This is a genomic window from Staphylococcus sp. GDH8C109P, from assembly GCF_017893405.1.
Taxonomy (GTDB): domain Bacteria; phylum Bacillota; class Bacilli; order Staphylococcales; family Staphylococcaceae; genus Staphylococcus; species Staphylococcus cohnii.
The window spans coordinates 3,273-24,324 of the sequence record NZ_JAESMX010000012.1 but is presented as its reverse complement, the minus strand read 5'-3'; the positions used below and the strand labels follow the sequence as shown (position 1 = coordinate 24,324).

The following is a 21,052-nucleotide window of genomic DNA, read 5'->3' as shown; positions in this document are numbered from 1 at the left end:
GGTTTTTTGGGTATACAAAAAGGCCATGAAATCCTAAAATAAAGTAAATTACCACAATATACTTGAAAGCAGGAAACATTATAGAGGATGGAAAACAGCAGTCGTTAATTCGGTATTTCCATCGCTATTCTAAAGAAGCACGAACTGCAGTAAAGACGATTTCAATGAACTTATATTCTCCATATATAAGTGTTGTTAAGGCTTTTTTCCCTAATGCAAAAATTGTTATTGATCGTTTTCATATCGTACAATTACTAAATAATACAATTAACTCAATGTGGATTGCAGTCATGAATGAAATCAAAAAAAGTCGCCCTACAGATTATCGAAAACTAAAAAATCAATAGAGATTGATATTAAAAAATGCTGATTATGTCGATTTTTCAAACTATTATTATCATCGCCTATACCATGAAAAGATGAGTGAGCAACGTATGGTAGATTATTTATTAAGTCTTTCTCCGAAATTACAACAAGCTTACCAAGTGATGAATGACCTTAAATTTGCGACAGAAACTAGAGACTACAGTTACTTATTAGCCACTTTACAAGATTTAAAGAAAGTCAGATTAAATAAAAAGGTAAGAAAAACGATTAATACACTGGAAAGATTCTTACCATATGTCGAAAATGCTTTAATTTATCGTGTTTCTAACGGTCCTACCGAAGGTATGAATAACAAGATTAAGTTAATCAAACGTACAGGATATGGCTACGCAAGCTTTAGAAATTTCAGAGCCAGAATTCTATTACAATTTAAACTGATCTTTAAACCATCTAATCCACTACCTGCGACTTTCCAACCAGTTGCAGCTTAAATATTAGACGATGACACTTGTTAGCTTTCATTATTAATTATCCAACTCTTGATCCGACTTTCTCGCCTAAGGGCGAGAAAAGGGTCATGCTTATCTTGAAAATAAACATGGCCTTTCAGTTATTAAAAATTTCATTTAAATCTTAACTGTGATTATTTACTTTTGGTCCCCAACACTATTTGACACAGAACCTTTCTAATTAATTATCATTTACGGTTTTAATTTCAACAATATCAGATAAAATTTGTATTCTATCTTCTTGCGTTAATACATTCATTATCTATCCCACCTTTAATAAAATTCCCCTATAACGGCCTTATAAAAATATTATTATATTAAAAAATAAAATAATATTTTATTACTATTTTATATACTTATAAACCTTTAAATTTTACAATGTAAAATTTAAGTTTGGTCAGCTTGCTGGTGAATATTCCCAATTCCTTTAGGATTTTTTCTAAAGAAAAAATAGAGACTTAATAAAATTTGGATCAATTATAAGAGAACATAGAATGAATTTATCTTTAAAAAAAGATACAAGGAGTTATTTCTTAGATGATCAAGTAAGACAAGGATTAATAGAATATGAAGATCTATCTGTAAAGACTTTAACTAATATTGAAAATGGATATAATTTACCTAGTTTATCAACTTTGAAAATATTATCAACTGCTCTAGAAATTGACTTCTTTCAACTATTAGCAGAGGTGTATGACTATATTCCAAGGCAATGAAATGTGATTATACTCAATTATATTTCATTGCCTTTCTATTTTTTTGATTTCATTTGTTTTTGAATGAAGGGATCATAAAGATAAAAGCTATTAATGGACTCTACTTTATCGTATAGAAAATAAATATATTAACTTCGAGAAGTTTATCTATTTAAGGTACACTCTAATCATATAATAATTTAGAAACACTATATTAAAAGGTTAGTTTATTTGAAAGTAATTTTTAAAAGGTATACTATTAAATTAACTAAAACAAGGAGGTTTTATCAATGAAAGCAGCAGTTTGGTATGGTCAAAAGGATGTACGAGTTGAAGATCGAAAATCTAAAGAGTTACAAGATAATGAGGTTAAAGTTAAAGTGTCTTGGGCTGGCATTTGTGGTACAGATCTACATGAATACTTAGAAGGCCCTATATTTATTTCAACAGACAAACCAGACCCGTTCCTTGGCCAAAAAGCGCCCGTTACATTAGGCCACGAATTTGCAGGCGTAGTAGATGATATTGGTTCTAAGGTTACAAAATTTAACAAAGGCGATCGTGTTGTTATTAATCCTACAGTTTCAAATCGTGAAAAAGAAGAAAATATTGACCTTTATGATGGTTATTCATTTATAGGCTTAGGTTCTGATGGTGGATTTGCAGAATTTACAAACGCGCCAGAAGAGAATGTTTATAAATTACCAGATAATGTTTCTGATAAAGAAGGCGCCCTTGTAGAACCGACGGCTGTTGCAGTTCAAGCAATTAAAGAAGGCGAAGTTCTATTTGGCGATACTGTTGCTATTTTTGGTGCAGGGCCAATCGGTTTATTAACAACTATAGCAGCCAAAGCAGCTGGTGCTAGCAAAATATTTGTTTTCGATTTATCGGAAGAACGACTTAATAAAGCTAAATCAGTAGGTGCTACTCATACGATAAATTCTGGTGAATCAAACCCAAGTGATATTATTAGTAAATACACTGATAATGGCGTTGATGTAGCATTTGAGGTAGCTGGTGTAGCGCCAACACTTAAATCTGCAATAGATGTTACTAAAGCAAGAGGTATTGTCGTTATAGTTTCTATATTCGGTCATCCTATTGAATGGAATCCAATGCAATTAACTAATACAGGTGTAAAACTTACTTCAACGATTGCTTACACCCCCACTACATTTCAACAAACAATAGACTTAATTAACGAAGGTAATTTAAAAGTCAAAGACGTCGTTACCGATGAAATTGAGTTAGATGATATTGTGGAGTCAGGATTTAAACAACTTGTAAACGATAAATCACAAGCAAAAATTCTCGTTAAGTTATAAAAGCTAATAAAAGAGTCACTCTAAATCAGAGTGGCTCTTTTATTAGCTAAAATATAGTTTCATTTAGTCAAATAATTTGTGAATTTTTATAATTTGTTAGTCTAAGCATTCTTAATGAATTTATTATTTATTATTTAATAATTGTATTATTAAATACAAAACCAGGTTCGGCACCTAAAATGATAAGAAATATTTGTGAGTAGTCCACATTTTGGAATTTTAATATCATATCTTTAAAAAACACAAAATTAGTATCTTTTTTAACTTTTGCAACTTCTTGTTCATATAATTTTAAAACAGATTCTCTTATTAAAGTTGGTCTCTCATTTTGAATATTTTCACGGTTATCTGAAAACATAAGTACTCCTAAATATTTATAATGGATACTTAATTGTCTTGTCAAACTAGCTATATATTCTAACTTTTCATACATACTAGGAAATTCGTTTCTTAGTTTTTTCAAATCTAACTTAATTTGGTTTAATTCTTCCATTTCATTAATCATTTTATCACTACTCCAATTCCCATGGCTTATTGATATCAAGAGAGTCAATTATATTTTTAGTTTGTGATCGTTTAATTTTTCGCATTTTAGCTCTTTCTTCGCCATCCATAAATAATAATTTTTCTTCTTTGGACTGAGGAGAGATTTTGGGTATTTTAATTGGTTTTTTATTTTCATCCAAAGCTACAAAAGTAAGAAAAGCTACAGCAGCAATTTTTCTTTCTGCAGTAATCATATCTTCTGAAATGACTTTACAAAATATTTCCATAGATTTTTCTCCAGTATAAACTACATAAGATTCTATACAAACTGAATCAGATTGGGTGATTGGATATAAAAATTCTACTGAATCTGTAGAAGCTGTAACACATTCTTTAACTCTTGCATGTCTTCTAGCTGATAGCGTTGCGTTATTATCAATTTTTTTCATTAATACCCCCCCAAATAGTGTATTATAATTGTTTAAATCATTAATTAATACTTGATCCGTACTGACAATTTTACTATCTCTAGGAAATTTATAATTTTCCATAAAAAACTCCCGTTTCTATAATATTTTACGTTCTAATTATAGAGCGAGAGTGTATAAATATAAAATATCCTTTTTTTATATAGCTATAAATTTCTCAAATACTTTTATATTTAATAGTTAATTAAGAAGTTTTCTTGGAGAAATTTAATCCAATTTTTTGTTAAAGAATCAACTATAATATCTTTTCTCCAAATAATACCAAGTTCCCATTTCATGGAAGGTTCATTAATATCGATGGCTTGTAAATTATTATCTAATAAGCCTAGTATTCCTTCGGGTAATATACATATCCCTAGATTATTTAATAACATTTCTTCTATGAAGCTCCATTGGGTGGTTTCAAAAATTATATTAGGATTAAAGCCATAATTTCTACATGTATTTTTGATTTTATCGTTTAAATAGAAATCAGAATTGAATAAAATAAATTCTTGTTCTTGTAAATCTTCAATATCAATCTTTGTTTTTTTAGATAATGCATGATTTTTATGAACGACCAGTTTTAATTTTTCTTCTGAAAAAGAGAATATATCAAAGTTTTTATTATTTGTAGGAAGTACAGTAATTCCCATGTCCAAATCGCCATAATATACATCGTTTTCAATTTTTTTACTACCATTTTCAAAAAGTTGAAAAGTTATATTAGGATACATTTCATGAAATTCCGAAATTAAGCCAATTAATATTCTTATATTAATAATAGTAGGGATTCCAATTTTCAAATGTCCCTTTTTTAATTCTAATAAATTACTTAACTCATTAGGGATATTATCATACATTTTAAGCATTTCTTTACATTGGAAAAAGAAAGCTTCTCCTGCGTCAGTTAAGTATATTTGGTTTTTATACCTATTAAATAAATTTACATCTAATTCTTCTTCTAATAATTTAATTGTATTACTAATTGTGGGTTGTGTGATAAAAAGATTAGATGCTGCTTTGGTCATACTTTTTTGCTTTACGACTTCTACAAAATACTGCATATGTCTAAGTTCCAATAAATTTCCTCCCTTTTTATTATTTCTTCACGTTACCAGTTTTTTAAACTAATTATTTTTTATTATTCTGTATACCGTTGAACGACTAACATCTGTCTGTTTAGCAATCTCTTCCCCAGTTAGTTTTTGTTCATCGTATAAGAATTTGATTTCTCTTTTCTTATAATCTGGCAAAGAAGGACGGCCGCCTTTTCTCCCTCTTGCTCTCGCAGCTTCTAGACCTTTTTTCGTACGTTCACTTAATAAGTTAGCTTCAAGTTCCGCAAATGCACTCATCATTGTAAAAAACATTTTTCCCATCGCATCTTTGGTTGACACATTCATATCAATAATATGTAAATCAATGCCGTTTTCATCTAACCATTGAGACAGATCAATTAATTGTTTTGTTGTACGTCCAAGACGATCTAATTTATAGATAACTAGGATGTCTCCTTCACGTAAATAGTCTAAACACTTATCAAGTTCTGTTCTTTTCGTTTTGCGACCACTCACTTTTTCGCTAAAGATACGTTCACAACCATAGTCTTTAAGTGTATCAATTTGTCCATCAAGACTTTGATCTTGTGTTGATACACGTGCATAACCAATTTTAGCCATTTGAATACCACCTCTTACTAATTGTTTTATGGGTGCTTATACTTATTAATAAAATCTACTTCTCGATGCAAATAAGCACGTCTCTCATCGTCTGAAAACTCATGATTTTTGATATTTTCGACACATTGATTATAGCACAAGTTTATAGACTTAAATATCCAAGAAAAACCTCTTAATTTTAAGTTAAGAGGTTTTGTGTCAAAAACGAATGTTTTTAACTCACTATTGTTCAGGTTTGTATAATCCATCTTGAATTAATGAATCTAATGGAACGCACAAAGGTTTAATACTTATACCATTTAACGATACTTCATAATCTATATAACCGTCTACTTTTAAAATATTAATAATTTCTTCCGTTGTTTCTTTATCGACAAGCTTATTATTTATTATTTCTTCATTAGATTCAACGTCTTTATTGAATATTAAATCTGTAACTATATTAACTTCTTCTCTTTTGAAACTTGTAATGTCTCTTCTGAAATTCATGTTTTAAACCCCCTTTATAGTTTTCTTCATAATGATTCACAATATTTTCCTCACTTATTCTAATAGTTTACATAATAGGTCATTATCAGAACTACACAAACATTTTCTGTAATAATCCTTTTTTACGTTCTTTTAGCAACTCTACCTTTTTGTTTTGATTATCTATAACTTCACTAAAGACATTCAAAAATTTAGAAATTGCTTGTTGTTCTTCTAAACAAGGGAATTTTAATTTAATCATCGCCATAACATTATTCATCAATTTAGGGTTACCAACCTTAGATACATATTTGAAAGCTATATTATTAAGCATTTCTGCCATACACACATTTGAATTTCCTAATTCATTTAATAAAACTCCACAAACATTTGTACAATAGAATTTTCCTTGTCTAAAACTTACACTTCCTGCATTTGCACCATCTGTGGTCCAAGTTATGCCATCTTGATATAAGTAATCTGAATAATAACCCATCAATCCATTATTACTTGTTTGAGATGAATATACTGGGTATTTGTTAATACTGTTTGGGTTATCACTCATTAGTTTTCTTGCTAAGACATAACCTCTAGTTACTTTATAAACATCTTTAATAGTCTTTTCTTCCCACTCCGGATACTCATTCCCATTCTCATCTTTAAATCGCAGTTCTTGTGAGAAAATCTTTTGCATATATCCCTTTTTCTGTTCTTCTAATTTTTCTAATTTTTGTTCTTCTAATTCGATTTGTCGGTCGAGTTTGCTAAAAAACTTACCTATTTTTTGTTGTTCAGAATTATCTCTTGGGGATTTAATTTTTATTTTTTTTAAATTTTGTACATTTAACTTAGGCTGGGCGGTTCCAGTGTTATACTTTTCATAGTCTATATTTTCTAATAATAAGTAATTAAAATATATATCACCAAATTTAGGGTATAAAATATGTGCATGATTATTTACCCAAAATTTTCCTGTTGCAAAATACACTAATGGCGCACTTCTACTAATAATATTAGCACCATCTTCGCCTATCAATATAAAATTCCCATCAAATATAAAATCATCTACATAGTCAATTATACCTGTAGCCCCATAGTATGGATACTCACCTTTATTACGTAAATTCTCTTTTATTGGTTTTCTCTTATTATTAAAAAAGTCAAATTCATTATCTATATTGCTCTCTTCCCACTCACCTTCAAACCCTGGAAATCTCAAATCTGGCACGTTTCTTAATTCATTAGTCATGTTTTAACACTCCTAATTCTTTGAGATATCTATTAATTTCTTGTTCTACTTTGACAATTTCATCATCAATTTGATTTAAGTCTTTTTGAACTTGTTCTAAATCAATAGATTCTTCTTCTTCAAATGTATCGACATATCTTGGAATATTAAGGTTATAGTCATTTTCTGCGATTTCTTCTAAGCTTGCTGCATAACTATATTTATCTAATGTTTCACGATTTTTATATGTTTCAACGATTTTTTCAACGTCTTCTGTTGTTAAATGGTTTTGATTTTTTCCTTTTTCAAATGATTGCGATGCATCAATAAACAACACATTTTCATCATCTTCACGACACTTTTTAAAGACAAGTATACTTGTTGGTATCGATGTACCGAAGAATAGATTTGCTGGCAATCCTATCACCGCATCTAGATAGTTTTTTTCTTTAATTAAGTACTCGCGAATGACACCTTCAGCTGCACCACGGAATAACACACCATGAGGGAGAACCACTGCCATTGTGCCATTATCATCTAAGTGATAAATCATATGTTGAATGAACGCAAAATCTGCTTTTGATTTCGGTGCTAATTTCCCATAATTACTAAAGCGTGGATCTTCTAAGAATTGTGGATCTGAACTCCATTTCGCACTATAAGGTGGATTGGCCACAACTGCCTCAAAACGTTCATCTGAAATGGCTGGATCTTCTATTGTATCTCCATTTTCGATTTTAAAATTCGCATAGTTCACATCATGTAACAACATGTTCATACGAGCTAAGTTATACGTTGTACTATTGTACTCTTGACCATAATATTGACGTACATTAGATTCACGCCCAACACGAAGGAGTAATGAACCTGAACCACATGTAGGGTCATAAACGCTCTTAATATCTTTCTTATTTGCGGTTACAATTTTAGCTAAAATTGTTGAAACTTGTTGCGGTGTATAGAATTCGCCAGCTTTTTTACCTGAACTTGCTGCGAATTGACCAATTAAGTACTCGTAAGCATCACCTAACATATCAATCTCCATATCGCTATGAACAAAAGGTAATGTAGATATCTTCATCATTACTTTTGAAATCAATTTTGTACGTGCAGCATTAGAGTTGCCCAAACGTGAAGAATTAAGGTCTAAATCATCAAATAAGTGAATAAAGTCATCTTCACTATCATGACCCCGTGTAGAATTTTCTATGTTTTTAATCGCATTGCTCAGGTCTTCCATTTCAAAAGCTTGTTTCTCAATTTTTTTAACTAAGTGACCAAATAGATATTGTGGTTCAATCACATAACCGATACGTGAAATAAATTCTTGTTCTAAGACGGGTCTATAATCTTCATCTACCATCGCAGTTTCATAATCTATATTGTCTTCAGCTAAGAGTATTTGTGCTTGTTCTTCAATTTTTTCACTTAAGAAACGATAAAAAATCATACCTAAGATATAGTTTTTAAACTCGTTGGCATCCATATTGCCACGTAAGTCATCAGCGATAGACCATAGATTTTTTTGTAATTCAGCTTGTTGTTGGCGTTGTTTTTCCGTAATAGACATTTAATTGTCCTCCTTGAATAAAGTGTTGGATAAGAATTGCTTTTTTAATCGACTTTGTCTTTGTTTTAATACGTTTAATTGTTTTTCTTTAATACCAATTTGCCCAATCAACCGTTGTCGTTCAATTGAAGGTAAGGTAATATAGAGTGATTTTAACTGTTGATGTGTTAGTTTTTTTATTGTTGAACCACCCTGCATATATTGCTTATATTGTGATTGTACCTCTGGTGCTAGTTGAAACCAATAGACTAAAAAAGCAGGTTCCAATAAGTCTGAAGTAACTTCAATTTTTGTATAGTTATAAGGTAAAATTGAACCATCGTGTCTTGAGCTTACTAAGGTGCACTCACCTGTCATCATACTTATAACAATATCATCTTTATGTACAACGGTTGCTCTTAATGTATCTTTTAATCTGATGACTCTAGGCTGATATGTATCATCTATGGTTAACCCTAAATCTATATCTAACATATTTTGATCATATACCATATAACGATTCCCCAGGTCGCTCTCATCAACTTCTAAGCGCTGTATTAATGTGCCACTTTGATAATTAACATAATCTTTTAACATACCAAACCTCCTGTAGTTATGTTTTTCTACAAAACAAATATAGCATGACTTCAAAATAAAAACAAGCGTAGTTTTTTAAAACTACACTTGTTTTACCTTAAACACTATATTTTTTAACCATCTCTTTGATAAATGATTTAACACGCTTTATTTTTTTAGTACGTATTAAAAGGCCGCCAGAAACGCCTTCTTCAATTAAGTTATTATTTAAATGACCACTAAATTCAAATTCCTTAACTAACGATTTCAATAATTCTAACGGATAATCTGTTTCTTCAGAAAATTGTTCCAGTTCTCCGACCTTCACTTTAGATTCATAATTATAATAAGCATCATCAATTGAATCACCTTCATTTAAGTTCGGTACGACTTTATCTAGGAATGTTCGAATTAAATCGGATTTCAATCTCAATTGGTCATCGTCAGCTTTATCAAGCACTTTACGAATCTCTTTAATGTCTTTTTCTTGTTGTTCTGTATCACTTAAATCAATTTGATTTAATAAATCTAAAATATACTGAACATTAATCAAATCATTGCGTAAAATCTCAATATTAAAATCAATATTGTCTAATATAGATTCTCCCTCTCCAATTTCTTCTTTATCAGGTCGCATCACTTTATCATAGATATCTAAATATTTCCCTTTATAATCTTCATATGTTTGTTCATCAATCCCTAACGTTTCCTTATCAAACGCAAATTCATCAAACGTTTTTAACTTTTGCATATGCTTCGCTAACTCACGATATGCGATTACAAAATCACGCTGATCTTCTTCTCTTTCTAATTGGTCTACGGCTTGAGGTGTTTCAGCTAATTCAAATAGTTCGATCAGAGCCTGTTTGAATTTCGTTAAGTACGCTTGGAACGATAAGCTCAATACCGTATCTGTATTGTCTGTTTTAGAGAAAAGCTCAATAGCCTCATCTGTTTTTTCTTTTAAGTTTCTATAAGCAACAATATTTCCATAGGGTTTCGTTGGCTCTTCCACACGATTGGTACGTGAGTAGGCTTGAATAAGCGTATGATGCTGTAAATTACGATCAACATATAACGTATTAAGTTTTTTACTATCAAAGCCTGTTAAGAACATATCGACAACGATAAGAATATCTAATTTTTGATCGGGTAATCCTTTTTTGACACGGTTTGATACATCATTGAAGTAACCATCAAACGTATCCGTTGAGAAATTTTTATCAAAGGTCTCGTTATACGTTTGAATGATACCTTCTAATATATCTCTTCTCGTTTGTTCATCCATCGTATCATCTATGGCTTCATTATCTTGATAACTGAATATTGTCGTGACATTAAAGTTATGTACACCTTGTTGCTTCAATTTTTGGAAAACACGATAATATTGAATCGCCATTGGAATACTTTGAACGGTCAACATACCTGTGTACATTTGGTCACGTGTTTTCTTATTATGATTCGCAATAATATGTTCTGCTACTTTTTGAACACGTTCGTCTGCCATCCATATTTCAGCTTCATTAATTTTATTAACATAAGCATCTTTGGTAATTTTTTCACTACGATCAAACGTATTCATATATTCAACAGAAAAACCTAGCACGTTGCCATCTCTAATCGCATCTTTAATTAGATAATGGTGTAGACATTCTCCAAAAATGTCCGCAGTCGCGCGTCCATCTTGACTCGCATTCTCTTCAAATCTAGGTGTTCCCGTAAAACCAAAGTATTGGGCGTTTCCGAAATGTTGTCTGATGATACGATGCATTGAACCAAATTGTGTTCGATGGCATTCGTCAATAATGAAAACGACTTTATCTTCTTTATAACGTTCCATTGCTGGATGTCCTGATTTAATCGCATTATCCATTTTTTGAATCGTCGTAACAATTAGTTTCCGTGTAGGATCATCCATTTGTTTGAGTAACTTTTTAGTATTGAACGTCCTATCAACAGAATCTGACTCAAACTTATTAAATTCCCCTAAAGTTTGACCATCTAAGTCTTTGCGATCGACTAAGAATATAACTTTCTTAATATCTGGTTCTTGCGCTAATATTTGACTCGCTTTAAACGATGTGAGGGTTTTACCACTCCCTGTCGTATGCCAAATATAACCATTGTTATTTGTTTCTATAGCTCGATTTAACAAAGCCTCTACAGCATAGACTTGATATGGCCTTAAGGCCATTAATATTTTATCTGTTTCATTAATAATCATATAACGGCTAATCATTTTAGCAATATGGCAAGGTTCTAAAAAAGATTCGATGAAGTCTTTAAGCATATTAATGCGCTCATTTTTTTCATCGCTCCAGTAGAACATATGACTTTTCATGATTTTTTGATCGCTATTCGCGTAGTAGCGCGTTTCCATTTTATTACTCACAACAAACATTTGTATGAATCTAAATAGTCCCGTATAGTTTTGACGACGATAGCGTTCAATTTGATTAAAAGCTTCTGTAATCGCAACGCCACTACGTTTAAGCTCAATTTGAACCAAAGGTAATCCATTAATTAAAACAGTTACATCATAACGACTTTTGTGTGTATCATTTACGCTTACCTGATTTGTGACTTGAAAAGTGTTTTGACACCACTTTTTTATATTCATTAAGCTAAGATAAACTTTTGTTTCATCGTCACGTTCTAGTACATATTTATCTCTTAGTATTTGAGCACTTTCAAATACACTTTTATCACTGATATCAATCATGATACGTTTAAACTCACTATCTGATATAGGCGTACCCTCTAATTTATCTGCATTTCGTTCATTTAAAATACGTCTAAAATTCTCTTTTAATTGTTCTTCATTGCGCAATGATACACGCTCATACCCCAAATCTTCTAGCTGTTTAACCACATTTTCTTCTAAACCATATTCACTTTGGTATCCCAATTTAATCGCTCCACCTTATCAATCTTTAATATAACTAAATAATAACATATAAGAAAGCCTATATATGGTGAGTAATGATGCTCAACACCATAATTGCTATTATTTTTTATAAGATATATATAATTGTTTATCTTATACGAATCATTTACATAATAAAGTGTTATAGGCAGTTAAAATGTATAATATATACATTTACTAAAGATAAATTCATGCCTTCAGTTTTATAAAATTTTATAATTATCTTATTGATCTTTTCCAAAATCATAACTTTTAAACTTGCAATAATTTAAATATTGTTTTACAGTTAATAAATCAATTTTTTTTGATTTATTAACTGTAAAATCAACATACTTAAGTAATAATTTATACTCGCCCATATACCACACAATCACTTTATCTATCGACTACTTTATAAGTTACTTAAAACAAAAAATAATCTAAAAATTTAATGAAATTTTTAATGAAAGAAGTGTCTATTTTATGGAATCTATTAAAAATATGAATTATTTAAATAAAGAAAATCATCTTGAATTCTATGAGTTATTGTTTAACGCATTAGCAGATAAAGTTAGACTTAAAATAATAAATGAAATTAGTAACAGTATAAACAAGAGCCTATGTGTATGCGATTTAGAAGAAAAATTAAACTTAAAACAATCTAAAATATCTTATCATTTAAAAAAGTTAGTGAATGCTAATATCTTGAATATCGAAAAACATGGAACTTGGAATTACTATAAAATTAATGAAAAACAAATACAAGTTATATTAACAGAAGATACTTGTTGTAAAATTTTATGATTTTTTTAGTAAGCTTTGATTTAATTAATATAGCTTATTCTTAGTTACATTATTAGAATTGCTAAAAAGAGAAGACTCTAACCAATTAAAATGGTTAGAGTCTTCTCTTTTTAGCAACCAGTCGTTGTATTACTACAACTTGTTTTTTCTTTATTGTCCTGTAAATTTATACTACAAACTCCTGTTTCAGGTAAATCAAGTTCTACTCGCTTAGAGCCTTCAATATCTCCTGAAAGGTAAGAAGTTATTGAACGTACTTGCTCATATCCTGTAGCCATTAAGAAAGTAGGAGTACGTCCATAACTTTTCATCCCTACAATATAAAAATCTTTTTCTAATTGACGTAGAGTAGCTTCCCCATGAGCACGAACAGTACCACAACTATGTTCATTGGGGTCTATAAGTGGCGCTAAGTCTAAAACGCTTTCTGTTACAGGGTCTATTGACAATCGTAGTTCTTGTTCGATTGAGAAGTCTGGACGATTTCCAGCATTGACAATTAATTCATCTATACCTTTTATAGTTGTCACTTCGTCTCCATAACGTCCAATTAATTCCATTTGTTTATTCATTGATTTTACTTGCATCGTGTAAAATGGTGTGTATACTTGCACTTTACCCAAATTAACCAATGAATGTATTTGAGTTCCAAGTTCACCACGTGCTTCTAGTGCATCTTTTTCTTCACCACCATAAGCATTTTCTACGTTTTTTTTCCGTAAAATCCAAATCAATTTGGTCTTTGGAAATTCTTTTTGTAAACTAGATAGTTCTAGCAAAGTATTAATAGCAGAATGTCCGCCGCCAATTACCGCCACTGTTTTATTTGCATAACGATTTATATTATTTTCAATTTCTGGAATGCCATATTCAATATGATTTAAACATTGTTTCTCCGAGTTTAACCAGACACCATTTGAAGTAGCCGGGTTTGGGTTGCCCCAAGTTCCTGTTGCATCAATAATTGCGCGTGCTTCCACTATTTCGATATCATTATTTTTTTCTACATAAATTTCAAAGGGTTTTTTTTCTCTATCTAATGATTTCATTTTATCATTTTGTTTACGTGAAATCGAAATAACTTTTGAGTTATATTGAATAGATTCTTTTAACACAGGTAATTTACTCAAAGGCATTAAATACTGATCCACTAATTCTTTTCCAGTAGGTAAAACATCATCTTGTGGTGATTCCCAATTCGTTTCCTCAAGTAATTTACGCGCTGCTTTATCAATGTCATATTGCCAAGGGCTAAACAAACGAATATGTTGCCATTCAAGAATATTATTTCCTACGGTTTTCCCAGACTCAAAAACAATGAAAGGTACTTTTTTGATTGTTAAGTGGGCAGCTGCAGCAAGTCCAATTGGTCCTGCGCCAATAATAGCTACTGGCAAATCTAAATTGAATTTCATTTGTTCTTCTTTTTCAACTATAGCGTCAGATGATGAACAACAAGTTGTTTCTCCCTGACTACAATTTGACACTTCTTTTGTATTGAACGATTTAATTTTTTCCATTTAAATCCCCTTCTTTTTTTAATAATTGTATTGCTTGATTAAAATGTTTAGACGTTTCTTCTCCATATAAATAAATATTGTCTTTAAAAAAGTTATTTTTCATATAAAATATTGCTTCCTCTAAAGAAAATTCTCTTGCTTTCATAATGAGTTTTAAATAACTAGTAAAGTAATCAACAGATAATGTGCTTGCATGGTTTATAGTCATTTTGTCCTCCTATTCTGCGCGTATAATTTAAATTGTATTACTCTGACAATAAATCAAAAAAAATTGATGTATTGTTCAAAAATAACTCCTATAACAAGAAAATGATACATGATAATTAATCTTCAATAAATCAATAAAAGTTGATGTAATGAATTTTATGCTAAAAAGGTAATATTGTCAATAAAAGCAAACTATATATTAAACTATGAATATTTCGATTTTAACGATATCGTCTTTAATAATTCATTACCATGTTGTTATAACAACATGGTAATTGAAAATTGATTTACATAATTAACTATTATAGGTAGTGATTTTGTATAGATTATACATTACTTAGCATTTCACATTAATTTATTGACTTCTCCGAATTATAAACTAACATCCTTTATTAAAGAATTAAAATTATTAATTGCAGCTTGATAAGTTATTTCGTCTTTTGTCTTAACATTTTCTAAGGGATTTTCAATGATTGAAATCATAGCCTTAGAAAATTCTTCAATGTTATTAGGTTCAATTAAATAACCGTTTTCTCCATTTACTATAATTTCTCTTGGCCCATATTTAATATCATAAGCAATTACAGGACAACCTTCATTTATACTTTCCATAACACTTAATGCAAACCCTTCAAATTTACTTGTTAAAAGAGAAGCTTTAGATTCTCTGAAAACTTGAGTTGGATTATTTGTGAAGGCTTGAATAGTAACTTCATTTTGTAAGTTATATTGTTTAATAAGTTTTTCAATTTTTGTACGTTCTTCTCCCTTAATACCACCATACAATACTAATTTAGTGGATCCTCCACTGTCTTTATAAAGTTTATAACTTTCTATTATATGAGAAATTTGCTTTTCTTCACTAAATCGTCCCATAAATACAAATTGATCTTTTATTTCATTAGTAGAATTGATTGATGCGTTTATAAAATGTGGTATGACTACAAATTTTTCATCAAGTATATTGAAATTATTCTGTATATCTTCTTTTTGTTGGTTGGTAAGAACATAGTATTTAGCTATTTTATCTGAATTGTTAAGAGCAAGTTTATATGAAGTCTTGATTGAATCTCCTTCTAAATGAGAACTATGAAAAACTAATATAGATTTTATATTTTTTGTAGAATTTATTAATGATTTATCTAATAATCTTGCATCATTAAAAACAATATCTTGATCATTAAAATAAAAGTCGAAGAAATATGTAAACATTTCTTTTTCATTACTAAAACTTTCAATTAACATATCATTATCGTAAATAAAAATTGAGTTTAACTTATTATCATTCGTTTCTTCAAAATATTTTTTACAATACATATTTTTTTCTAAGTCATAATAAAATTCCGCTAATTTTTTATTTAATTTTCTTGAATAATTAGTTATTTTATGTAAATATCCATATTCATTATATTCCCAGCGCTCAACTTTATGTTTTACTCCTGGAGTAAAGTAATCTTCAAATTTAACAACTTGTGAATTGGGATAAAATTTTCTATATAAATAATATCTTTCTGTATCCTTGTCATAATATCTAACGCAATTTTTATCTAAATCTTCTTTTGCAATGAAATTTGATATTTTAAGTTCTTGTCGTTGTATATTTATATGCGTATTTGAAGAATAATAAGAGCCTGTAAGTAATCTAAAATTAGATAACCAATCATAAATATTTATAACTATTATATTTTCTTTCAATATCCCTTTGTTATAAAAATCTTTGTAAACAGTTGTATAATTTGGATTATAGTTTGTCGTCAATATTGTTTGATCAAAATCAAATTCGTCATTTAAAAAATCAATTCTTTTTAATAAAGATTTAGTTCGACCCCCATGGTCTGGTGGTAATGTTGAAGCTACTGTATACATCATAATATTCTCTCCCAATAATATATTCTCATACAATATTGCTTGCTATTTAGCCTAGTTCCACTATAATTTAAACACTCTCTCACGCTTTTATCAATTTCATTCTTTGATTAGCAATCACATTATTGGTTGCTGCACTAGGTCGGTTTTTGATTTTGCATTTGGTTTTGAATTACATGAGTGGCTAGTAATAGCTGCTCATTTTTTGCATACGCAAAAACATAAAGGGTTTGGGATATAATCCCAACAAGCAGTATATCTAGTCACGAAGTGGCTAGGATATACGACGCTTGCTAAACCACATTATAACTTGAAATTTTGTTGATTATCCTATAATCTGCAAATATAGAAAGTTATAAATTTCGAAGAAATGTGGTGGGATTAAATGAGTGAACATGATAATAATTTGGCTAGCGATGCGCCTGTTGGGGAAAACCGAAAACCCAACCGCAAAGAGCCAAAACAAATTAGTTTCAGAGTGAGCGAATCCGAATATGAAAAGTTAAGGTCATCAGCCGAAACTTTGAATATGAGTGTGCCGAATTTCGTTAAGAAAAAGGCACATGGGAGTCGATTGGTAGCGCCCAAATTAGATAAAGAGACGCGACAATCGATGGCCAAAGATTTAAGTAAGTTGGGGGCCAACGTGAATCAGATTGCTAAATACTGTAATCAACATAAAAATGAAACACCCCATTATCATGCAATGGATCGAAATATCCAAGCAGTACGTGAAAGGCTTGATGATATATGGCAAAGCCTAAATTAAAGCGTTATTCAAATATAGTGATAAGAATATTATTCAACATTTTATTATCACTAATCTTTTTAGGCTTTATCGCAATTTTATATTTCACGCATTTTGTATCAGTGATATCAGTGATTATTTGTTCCTTTTTATATACATTTATAAGTATTTTGAGAGACAGAATTGCTCCAAAAAAGAAGAAGAAAAATGCTGAAAAATAAGTTGAAATGTATATTCATTTTAATTTATTTAATTATTTAGTGCTGGGTTGATTATTGATGTAATAGCAACGAAAAAGAAATGAAGTGATGAACATGGCAACAACTAAATTAGGAAACACCAAATCGGCAAGTAGGGCCATCAATTACGCAGAAAAACGAGCAGAAGAAAAAAGTGGTTTGAATTGCGATGTAGATTACGCTAAATCAGCTTTTAAAGCCACACGCGCTTTATATGGCAAAGAAGATGGAATTCAAGCGCATACGATTATTCAGTCATTCAAGCCGGACGAAGTTACATCAGAACAATGTAATCAAATCGGTTTAGAATTAGCCGAGAAAATTGCCCCAAATCATCAAGTGGCCGTCTATACACATACAGATAAAAACCATTACCACAACCACATTGTGATTAATTCTATTGATTTAGAAACTGGAAAAAAATATCAAAGTAATAAAAAACAACGTGAGTTCGTTAAACAAGCCAATGACACGCTCTGTTATGCACATGGTTTATCAGTTCCAGAAAAACAAAGAGAAACACGCTATACACAAGCTGAATATGAAATCGGAAAAGAAGCTCAAAAAGGCAATAAACCCATACCTTGGAAAGAACAAATCCGTATGGTTATAGATCAAACACAAGCAACGAATCATGAAGAATTGAATCAAGATTTATTACAAAAAGGTATGAAAATTGAGCGTATCACTGAAAAAACGATTACTTACAAACATCTTGAAGAAGATAAAAAAGTACGCGGTAGTAAACTAGGTGAGAAATATGATAAAGGGGGGTTAGAACATGGGTATGATGGACGAATTAAATCCAGAGAACAAGAAAATACTAGAGAAACTGGACCAGATAGAAAAGCAACTCAATCAGAATGGGACAACTTCGCAGACAACACCAGAAAACTTGAACACGATAGAAGAAGTTCTGAAGCAGCAAGACTTGCTCATGAGAAATCTATCCGAGATAAAGAAGAACGAGAAAGAGAGAGAAAAGAATCACAAAGCCTTGTTAGAGAATCTAAAGGATTCGACCTCGAACTTTAATCAAGCAACTAAAAATACCGAGGATAAATTTATAAGTGTAGCGAGAAGTTACTTAAGAAAAATAGATACAGACAATCAACAACAAGATTTTAAGCAAGCCTTTGATGAAAAATTTAAAGACTTAGATAAACAAGCGCATGAGTTATTTGAACATTATAAAAAACATAATGACCAAGCAAAAAAAGAAACAAACGAATACAAAAAGACGATTACGGATCGCTTAGATAAAAACGATGCAATTGTCGAAAATTTAAATAAATCTTTAGATATTATGACGAAAGGCGTTGTATCTTTATTTTTTGTTGTCGCAATCATTGCTTTGGTTTCGTTGGTAACGGGACCAATTAGTAACTTTTTTGGCATTTCACAAGGCTACGACTTTATTAATCATGAAATAGCGACAAAAGAAAGTATTTGGAGATATTTATGGGGTGTTTTATATGTTTTACCGTATGTTTTTTTCGGTTTTCTTATAAATGGTGTTTTAAAAGCATTTAACGCCATAAGGTGGAGATGAGGTAAATATCATCATAATCAAGACTTATGTTGCTAAATACCCCTTTAAAATCCAAAATAAAGGCAAATAAAAAGCCATTTCAATATAAAATTGAAATGGCTAAAATAAAAGAAATGCTTTGTTCATTAATAATACCTATAAAAAACACTACGTGAATTTCAGTTTAATTTCAAATTTAAAGCTACTATTAGCATAAAACTAATAGTAGCCTGTGTGAACTTAAGAGATAAGTAGAGATAGTGCTAAAGTTATAATACCTTAAAATTGAAATATTAAACATAGTCGTTTTAAAAATTTTTAATATGTTAGTCTCTTAAGTTTTGTTAACCCTGTTGTATTTGCTTATTTTTGTTGTGTGTCAACGGTAACGGAATGAGCGTAGCGATATGAGTATAAGAAGTTGATACACTTGCACTTACTCGCCACACTAAACGCAGTGGAATTGGATAACCTCCAATTCCCTGCAGTTTGAACGGCGAGTTCAATAATTTTTTTGATTTTACTTTTTTTCCAAAAAAGTAATGATCTAGGTTTTTAAAATAACTATAAATTCGTTCAGAATTTATTCATTCTTGAAGTGGTTTTGAATTAGATTTTGAAATGGGGCAAAATTGCCCTGAACTTTATATAATCTTTTTAAGAACTTTTTAAACCCTTTTTAGGTGCCCTTTGAGCCTTACTGCAAGAAGGAGTTTGAGACCCTAAAGGGTAGTTTTTGTAACAGTAAAGGGTAGTTTTTGTAACAGTAAAGGGTAGTTTTTGTAACAGTAAAGGGTAGTTTTTGTAACAGTAAAGGGTAGTTTTTGTAACAGTAAAGGGTAGTTAAAATTTTATGCTACTTTATATCGTTGTAATGCTATAAGAATGTATGTTAAGTTATTATTAATAATTTAACAGGGTAGTATTTTTAAAATGCTACCCTGTTAATAAAAAAGGATTAAAGGAAGAAGTTTTGCGGCCTTTTCCTTTAATCCAAAAACTAAAAAATATAGGAGTGATTATAACATGACTGGAGAGACTGTTGTGTATAGAAATGAAATGAATTTAGTCCCTTTAAGAAAGTTTACAAGTACAGAAATTGATTTGTTTTTCACTCTATGTAATAAACTTAAAGAACAAGATACACGTAAATTAACAATACCTTTTGATGAACTTAAACACCTTAGTAATTATTATTCACGTTCACAGGAACGTTTTATTAAAGACTTAGAACATGTATACGATAAAATGTTGCATTTAACTTATACAGAACGTAATGGGAAATCCTTTGAAAAATTCGTTTTATTTACTTCATACAAAGTGGATGTTGAAGATCAATATTTATCTATAAGTACAAATCCCGATTTAAAACACATACTCAATTCAATTACTGCTGATTTCACTAAATTTGAGTTACAAGAAATGACTCATTTAAAATCAACATATTCTAAAAATATGTTTAGAATACTCAAACAATACAAATATACAGGTTATTTTAAAACACGAATTGATGATTTTAGAGAACGCTTAGATATACCAGAAGGCTATCGAATGAGTGAGATAGATAAATACGTTTTAAAACCAATAATTAAAGAACTTGGTTTTATCTTTAAAGATCTTACAATTAATAAAATTAAAGCTAAGAAAGGCCGTAAAATTGAGTGGTTAGAAATTACTTTTGAACCTGAGAAACGCATTCATTCAAAGCGACAACCTGAAATGTCGAACGTAGGTAAGAACAAGCAAAATATAAATCGTGAGATGACGCCAGAATGGTTAGAAAATAAAAAGTATGAACCCATCAAACCAAAAACAACTGAATTTACAGAAGAACAACAAAAGGCATTTCTAGAAAAAATGAATAGAATTGAAAAATTGTAAGTTTAACAACTAACACAAATACTCATAAATATAACC

At 30.2% G+C, this 21,052-nt stretch carries 19 protein-coding genes and 1 pseudogene; 8 read left to right on the top strand and 12 right to left on the bottom strand.

Annotated elements, in window-relative coordinates:
• The first annotated feature begins 62 nt into the window (after positions 1 to 62).
• From KA867_RS13400 to KA867_RS04800, 3 genes and pseudogenes are all read left to right on the top strand, one after another.
• Positions 63 to 818: pseudogene (locus tag KA867_RS13400) on the top strand (ISL3 family transposase).
• 512 nt (positions 819 to 1,330) lie between these two features.
• The gene (locus KA867_RS04805) at positions 1,331 to 1,552 is read left to right on the top strand and encodes a helix-turn-helix domain-containing protein (RefSeq protein ID WP_210123092.1); all 222 of its coding nucleotides are present in this window, start codon (positions 1,331 to 1,333) and stop codon (positions 1,550 to 1,552) included.
• 269 nt (positions 1,553 to 1,821) lie between these two features.
• Positions 1,822 to 2,859 (top strand): 2,3-butanediol dehydrogenase, encoded by a 1,038-nt coding sequence (locus tag KA867_RS04800; protein WP_064209987.1) that lies wholly within the window; start codon positions 1,822 to 1,824, stop codon positions 2,857 to 2,859.
• A gap of 130 nt (positions 2,860 to 2,989) precedes the next feature.
• Here the strand turns inward: KA867_RS04800 and KA867_RS04795 are convergent, their stop codons facing one another.
• The 9 genes from KA867_RS04795 to KA867_RS04755 all read right to left on the bottom strand — a co-directional run bounded on the left by KA867_RS04795 (position 2,990) and on the right by KA867_RS04755 (position 12,223).
• A complete protein-coding gene (locus KA867_RS04795; protein ID WP_011867723.1) occupies positions 2,990 to 3,364 on the bottom strand; it encodes a hypothetical protein in 375 nt (124 codons plus the stop codon).
• Positions 3,365 to 3,371: 7 nt separating this feature from the next.
• The gene (locus KA867_RS04790; RefSeq protein ID WP_011867724.1) at positions 3,372 to 3,896 is read right to left on the bottom strand and encodes an acyl-CoA thioesterase; all 525 of its coding nucleotides are present in this window, start codon (positions 3,894 to 3,896) and stop codon (positions 3,372 to 3,374) included.
• 110 nt (positions 3,897 to 4,006) lie between these two features.
• Positions 4,007 to 4,894 carry a cidABC operon transcriptional activator CidR gene (gene cidR / locus KA867_RS04785; RefSeq protein WP_070039664.1) on the bottom strand — a complete coding sequence of 296 codons (888 nt, stop codon included), beginning with the start codon at positions 4,892 to 4,894 and terminating at the stop codon, positions 4,007 to 4,009.
• 48 nt (positions 4,895 to 4,942) lie between these two features.
• Positions 4,943 to 5,494, bottom strand: a complete 552-nt coding sequence (locus KA867_RS04780; RefSeq protein WP_011304040.1) for a recombinase family protein — start codon at positions 5,492 to 5,494, stop codon at positions 4,943 to 4,945.
• 222 nt (positions 5,495 to 5,716) lie between these two features.
• Entirely contained in the window at positions 5,717 to 5,983 is a 267-nt protein-coding gene (locus KA867_RS04775; protein WP_077460976.1) for a hypothetical protein, read from the bottom strand.
• A 91-nt stretch (positions 5,984 to 6,074) separates the two neighbouring features.
• The gene (locus tag KA867_RS04770) at positions 6,075 to 7,211 is read right to left on the bottom strand and encodes a restriction endonuclease subunit S (protein WP_210137182.1); all 1,137 of its coding nucleotides are present in this window, start codon (positions 7,209 to 7,211) and stop codon (positions 6,075 to 6,077) included.
• Positions 7,204 to 8,760, bottom strand: coding sequence for a type I restriction-modification system subunit M (locus KA867_RS04765; RefSeq protein ID WP_210123728.1), 1,557 nt, complete (start codon positions 8,758 to 8,760; stop codon positions 7,204 to 7,206). Before KA867_RS04765 ends, KA867_RS04770 begins: the two co-directional genes overlap by 8 nt.
• Entirely contained in the window at positions 8,761 to 9,336 is a 576-nt protein-coding gene (locus tag KA867_RS04760; RefSeq protein ID WP_210123729.1) for a restriction endonuclease subunit S, read from the bottom strand.
• Positions 9,337 to 9,433: 97 nt separating this feature from the next.
• Positions 9,434 to 12,223, bottom strand: coding sequence for a type I restriction endonuclease subunit R (locus KA867_RS04755; RefSeq protein WP_210123730.1), 2,790 nt, complete (start codon positions 12,221 to 12,223; stop codon positions 9,434 to 9,436).
• 480 nt (positions 12,224 to 12,703) lie between these two features.
• Between KA867_RS04755 and KA867_RS04750 the strand changes: the two genes are divergently transcribed.
• Complete coding sequence (locus KA867_RS04750) at positions 12,704 to 13,024, top strand: ArsR/SmtB family transcription factor (RefSeq protein ID WP_012817949.1); 321 nt, start codon at positions 12,704 to 12,706, stop codon at positions 13,022 to 13,024.
• A 110-nt stretch (positions 13,025 to 13,134) separates the two neighbouring features.
• Here KA867_RS04750 and KA867_RS04745 read toward each other — a convergent pair whose 3' ends face one another.
• The 3 genes from KA867_RS04745 to KA867_RS04735 all read right to left on the bottom strand — a co-directional run bounded on the left by KA867_RS04745 (position 13,135) and on the right by KA867_RS04735 (position 16,620).
• Complete coding sequence (locus tag KA867_RS04745; protein ID WP_204181883.1) at positions 13,135 to 14,544, bottom strand: NAD(P)-binding domain-containing protein; 1,410 nt, start codon at positions 14,542 to 14,544, stop codon at positions 13,135 to 13,137.
• Positions 14,531 to 14,752, bottom strand: a complete 222-nt coding sequence (locus KA867_RS04740; RefSeq protein ID WP_119614482.1) for a hypothetical protein — start codon at positions 14,750 to 14,752, stop codon at positions 14,531 to 14,533. Before KA867_RS04740 ends, KA867_RS04745 begins: the two co-directional genes overlap by 14 nt.
• A gap of 371 nt (positions 14,753 to 15,123) precedes the next feature.
• Positions 15,124 to 16,620, bottom strand: a complete 1,497-nt coding sequence (locus tag KA867_RS04735; RefSeq protein ID WP_210137181.1) for a glycosyltransferase — start codon at positions 16,618 to 16,620, stop codon at positions 15,124 to 15,126.
• Positions 16,621 to 17,002: 382 nt separating this feature from the next.
• Here KA867_RS04735 and KA867_RS04730 point away from each other — a divergent pair, with 382 nt between their 5' ends.
• The 4 genes from KA867_RS04730 (at position 17,003) to KA867_RS04715 (ending at position 21,016) form a co-directional block, all read left to right on the top strand.
• Positions 17,003 to 17,386, top strand: a complete 384-nt coding sequence (locus KA867_RS04730) for a plasmid mobilization protein (protein ID WP_021340023.1) — start codon at positions 17,003 to 17,005, stop codon at positions 17,384 to 17,386.
• A 293-nt stretch (positions 17,387 to 17,679) separates the two neighbouring features.
• Positions 17,680 to 18,639: a relaxase/mobilization nuclease domain-containing protein gene (locus KA867_RS04725; protein ID WP_031266159.1), complete on the top strand. Its 960-nt coding sequence runs from the start codon at positions 17,680 to 17,682 to the stop codon at positions 18,637 to 18,639.
• Positions 18,602 to 19,156 carry a DUF334 domain-containing protein gene (locus tag KA867_RS13395; protein WP_348634797.1) on the top strand — a complete coding sequence of 185 codons (555 nt, stop codon included), beginning with the start codon at positions 18,602 to 18,604 and terminating at the stop codon, positions 19,154 to 19,156. Before KA867_RS04725 ends, KA867_RS13395 begins: the two co-directional genes overlap by 38 nt.
• Before the next feature lie 1,005 nt (positions 19,157 to 20,161).
• Positions 20,162 to 21,016, top strand: coding sequence for a replication initiation protein (locus KA867_RS04715; RefSeq protein ID WP_210137180.1), 855 nt, complete (start codon positions 20,162 to 20,164; stop codon positions 21,014 to 21,016).
• Positions 21,017 to 21,052: the final 36 nt, after the last annotated feature.

Bases quoted from the DNA above. Each gene is read 5' to 3' on its own strand.
- KA867_RS04765 (WP_210123728.1), bottom strand. From the start codon at position 8,760: ATGTCTATTACGGAAAAACAACGCCAACAACAAGCTGAATTACAAAAA.
- KA867_RS04795 (WP_011867723.1), bottom strand. From the start codon at position 3,364: ATGATTAATGAAATGGAAGAATTAAACCAAATTAAGTTAGATTTGAAA.
- KA867_RS04790 (WP_011867724.1), bottom strand. From the start codon at position 3,896: ATGGAAAATTATAAATTTCCTAGAGATAGTAAAATTGTCAGTACGGAT.
- KA867_RS04775 (WP_077460976.1), bottom strand. From the start codon at position 5,983: ATGAATTTCAGAAGAGACATTACAAGTTTCAAAAGAGAAGAAGTTAAT.
- KA867_RS04725 (WP_031266159.1), top strand. From the start codon at position 17,680: ATGGCAACAACTAAATTAGGAAACACCAAATCGGCAAGTAGGGCCATC.
- KA867_RS04730 (WP_021340023.1), top strand. From the start codon at position 17,003: ATGAGTGAACATGATAATAATTTGGCTAGCGATGCGCCTGTTGGGGAA.
- KA867_RS04780 (WP_011304040.1), bottom strand. From the start codon at position 5,494: ATGGCTAAAATTGGTTATGCACGTGTATCAACACAAGATCAAAGTCTT.
- KA867_RS04745 (WP_204181883.1), bottom strand. From the start codon at position 14,544: ATGGAAAAAATTAAATCGTTCAATACAAAAGAAGTGTCAAATTGTAGT.
- KA867_RS04770 (WP_210137182.1), bottom strand. From the start codon at position 7,211: ATGACTAATGAATTAAGAAACGTGCCAGATTTGAGATTTCCAGGGTTT.
- KA867_RS04750 (WP_012817949.1), top strand. From the start codon at position 12,704: ATGGAATCTATTAAAAATATGAATTATTTAAATAAAGAAAATCATCTT.
- KA867_RS04760 (WP_210123729.1), bottom strand. From the start codon at position 9,336: ATGTTAAAAGATTATGTTAATTATCAAAGTGGCACATTAATACAGCGC.
- KA867_RS04800 (WP_064209987.1), top strand. From the start codon at position 1,822: ATGAAAGCAGCAGTTTGGTATGGTCAAAAGGATGTACGAGTTGAAGAT.
- KA867_RS04735 (WP_210137181.1), bottom strand. From the start codon at position 16,620: ATGATGTATACAGTAGCTTCAACATTACCACCAGACCATGGGGGTCGA.
- KA867_RS04805 (WP_210123092.1), top strand. From the start codon at position 1,331: ATGAATTTATCTTTAAAAAAAGATACAAGGAGTTATTTCTTAGATGAT.
- KA867_RS04715 (WP_210137180.1), top strand. From the start codon at position 20,162: ATGACTGGAGAGACTGTTGTGTATAGAAATGAAATGAATTTAGTCCCT.
- KA867_RS04740 (WP_119614482.1), bottom strand. From the start codon at position 14,752: ATGACTATAAACCATGCAAGCACATTATCTGTTGATTACTTTACTAGT.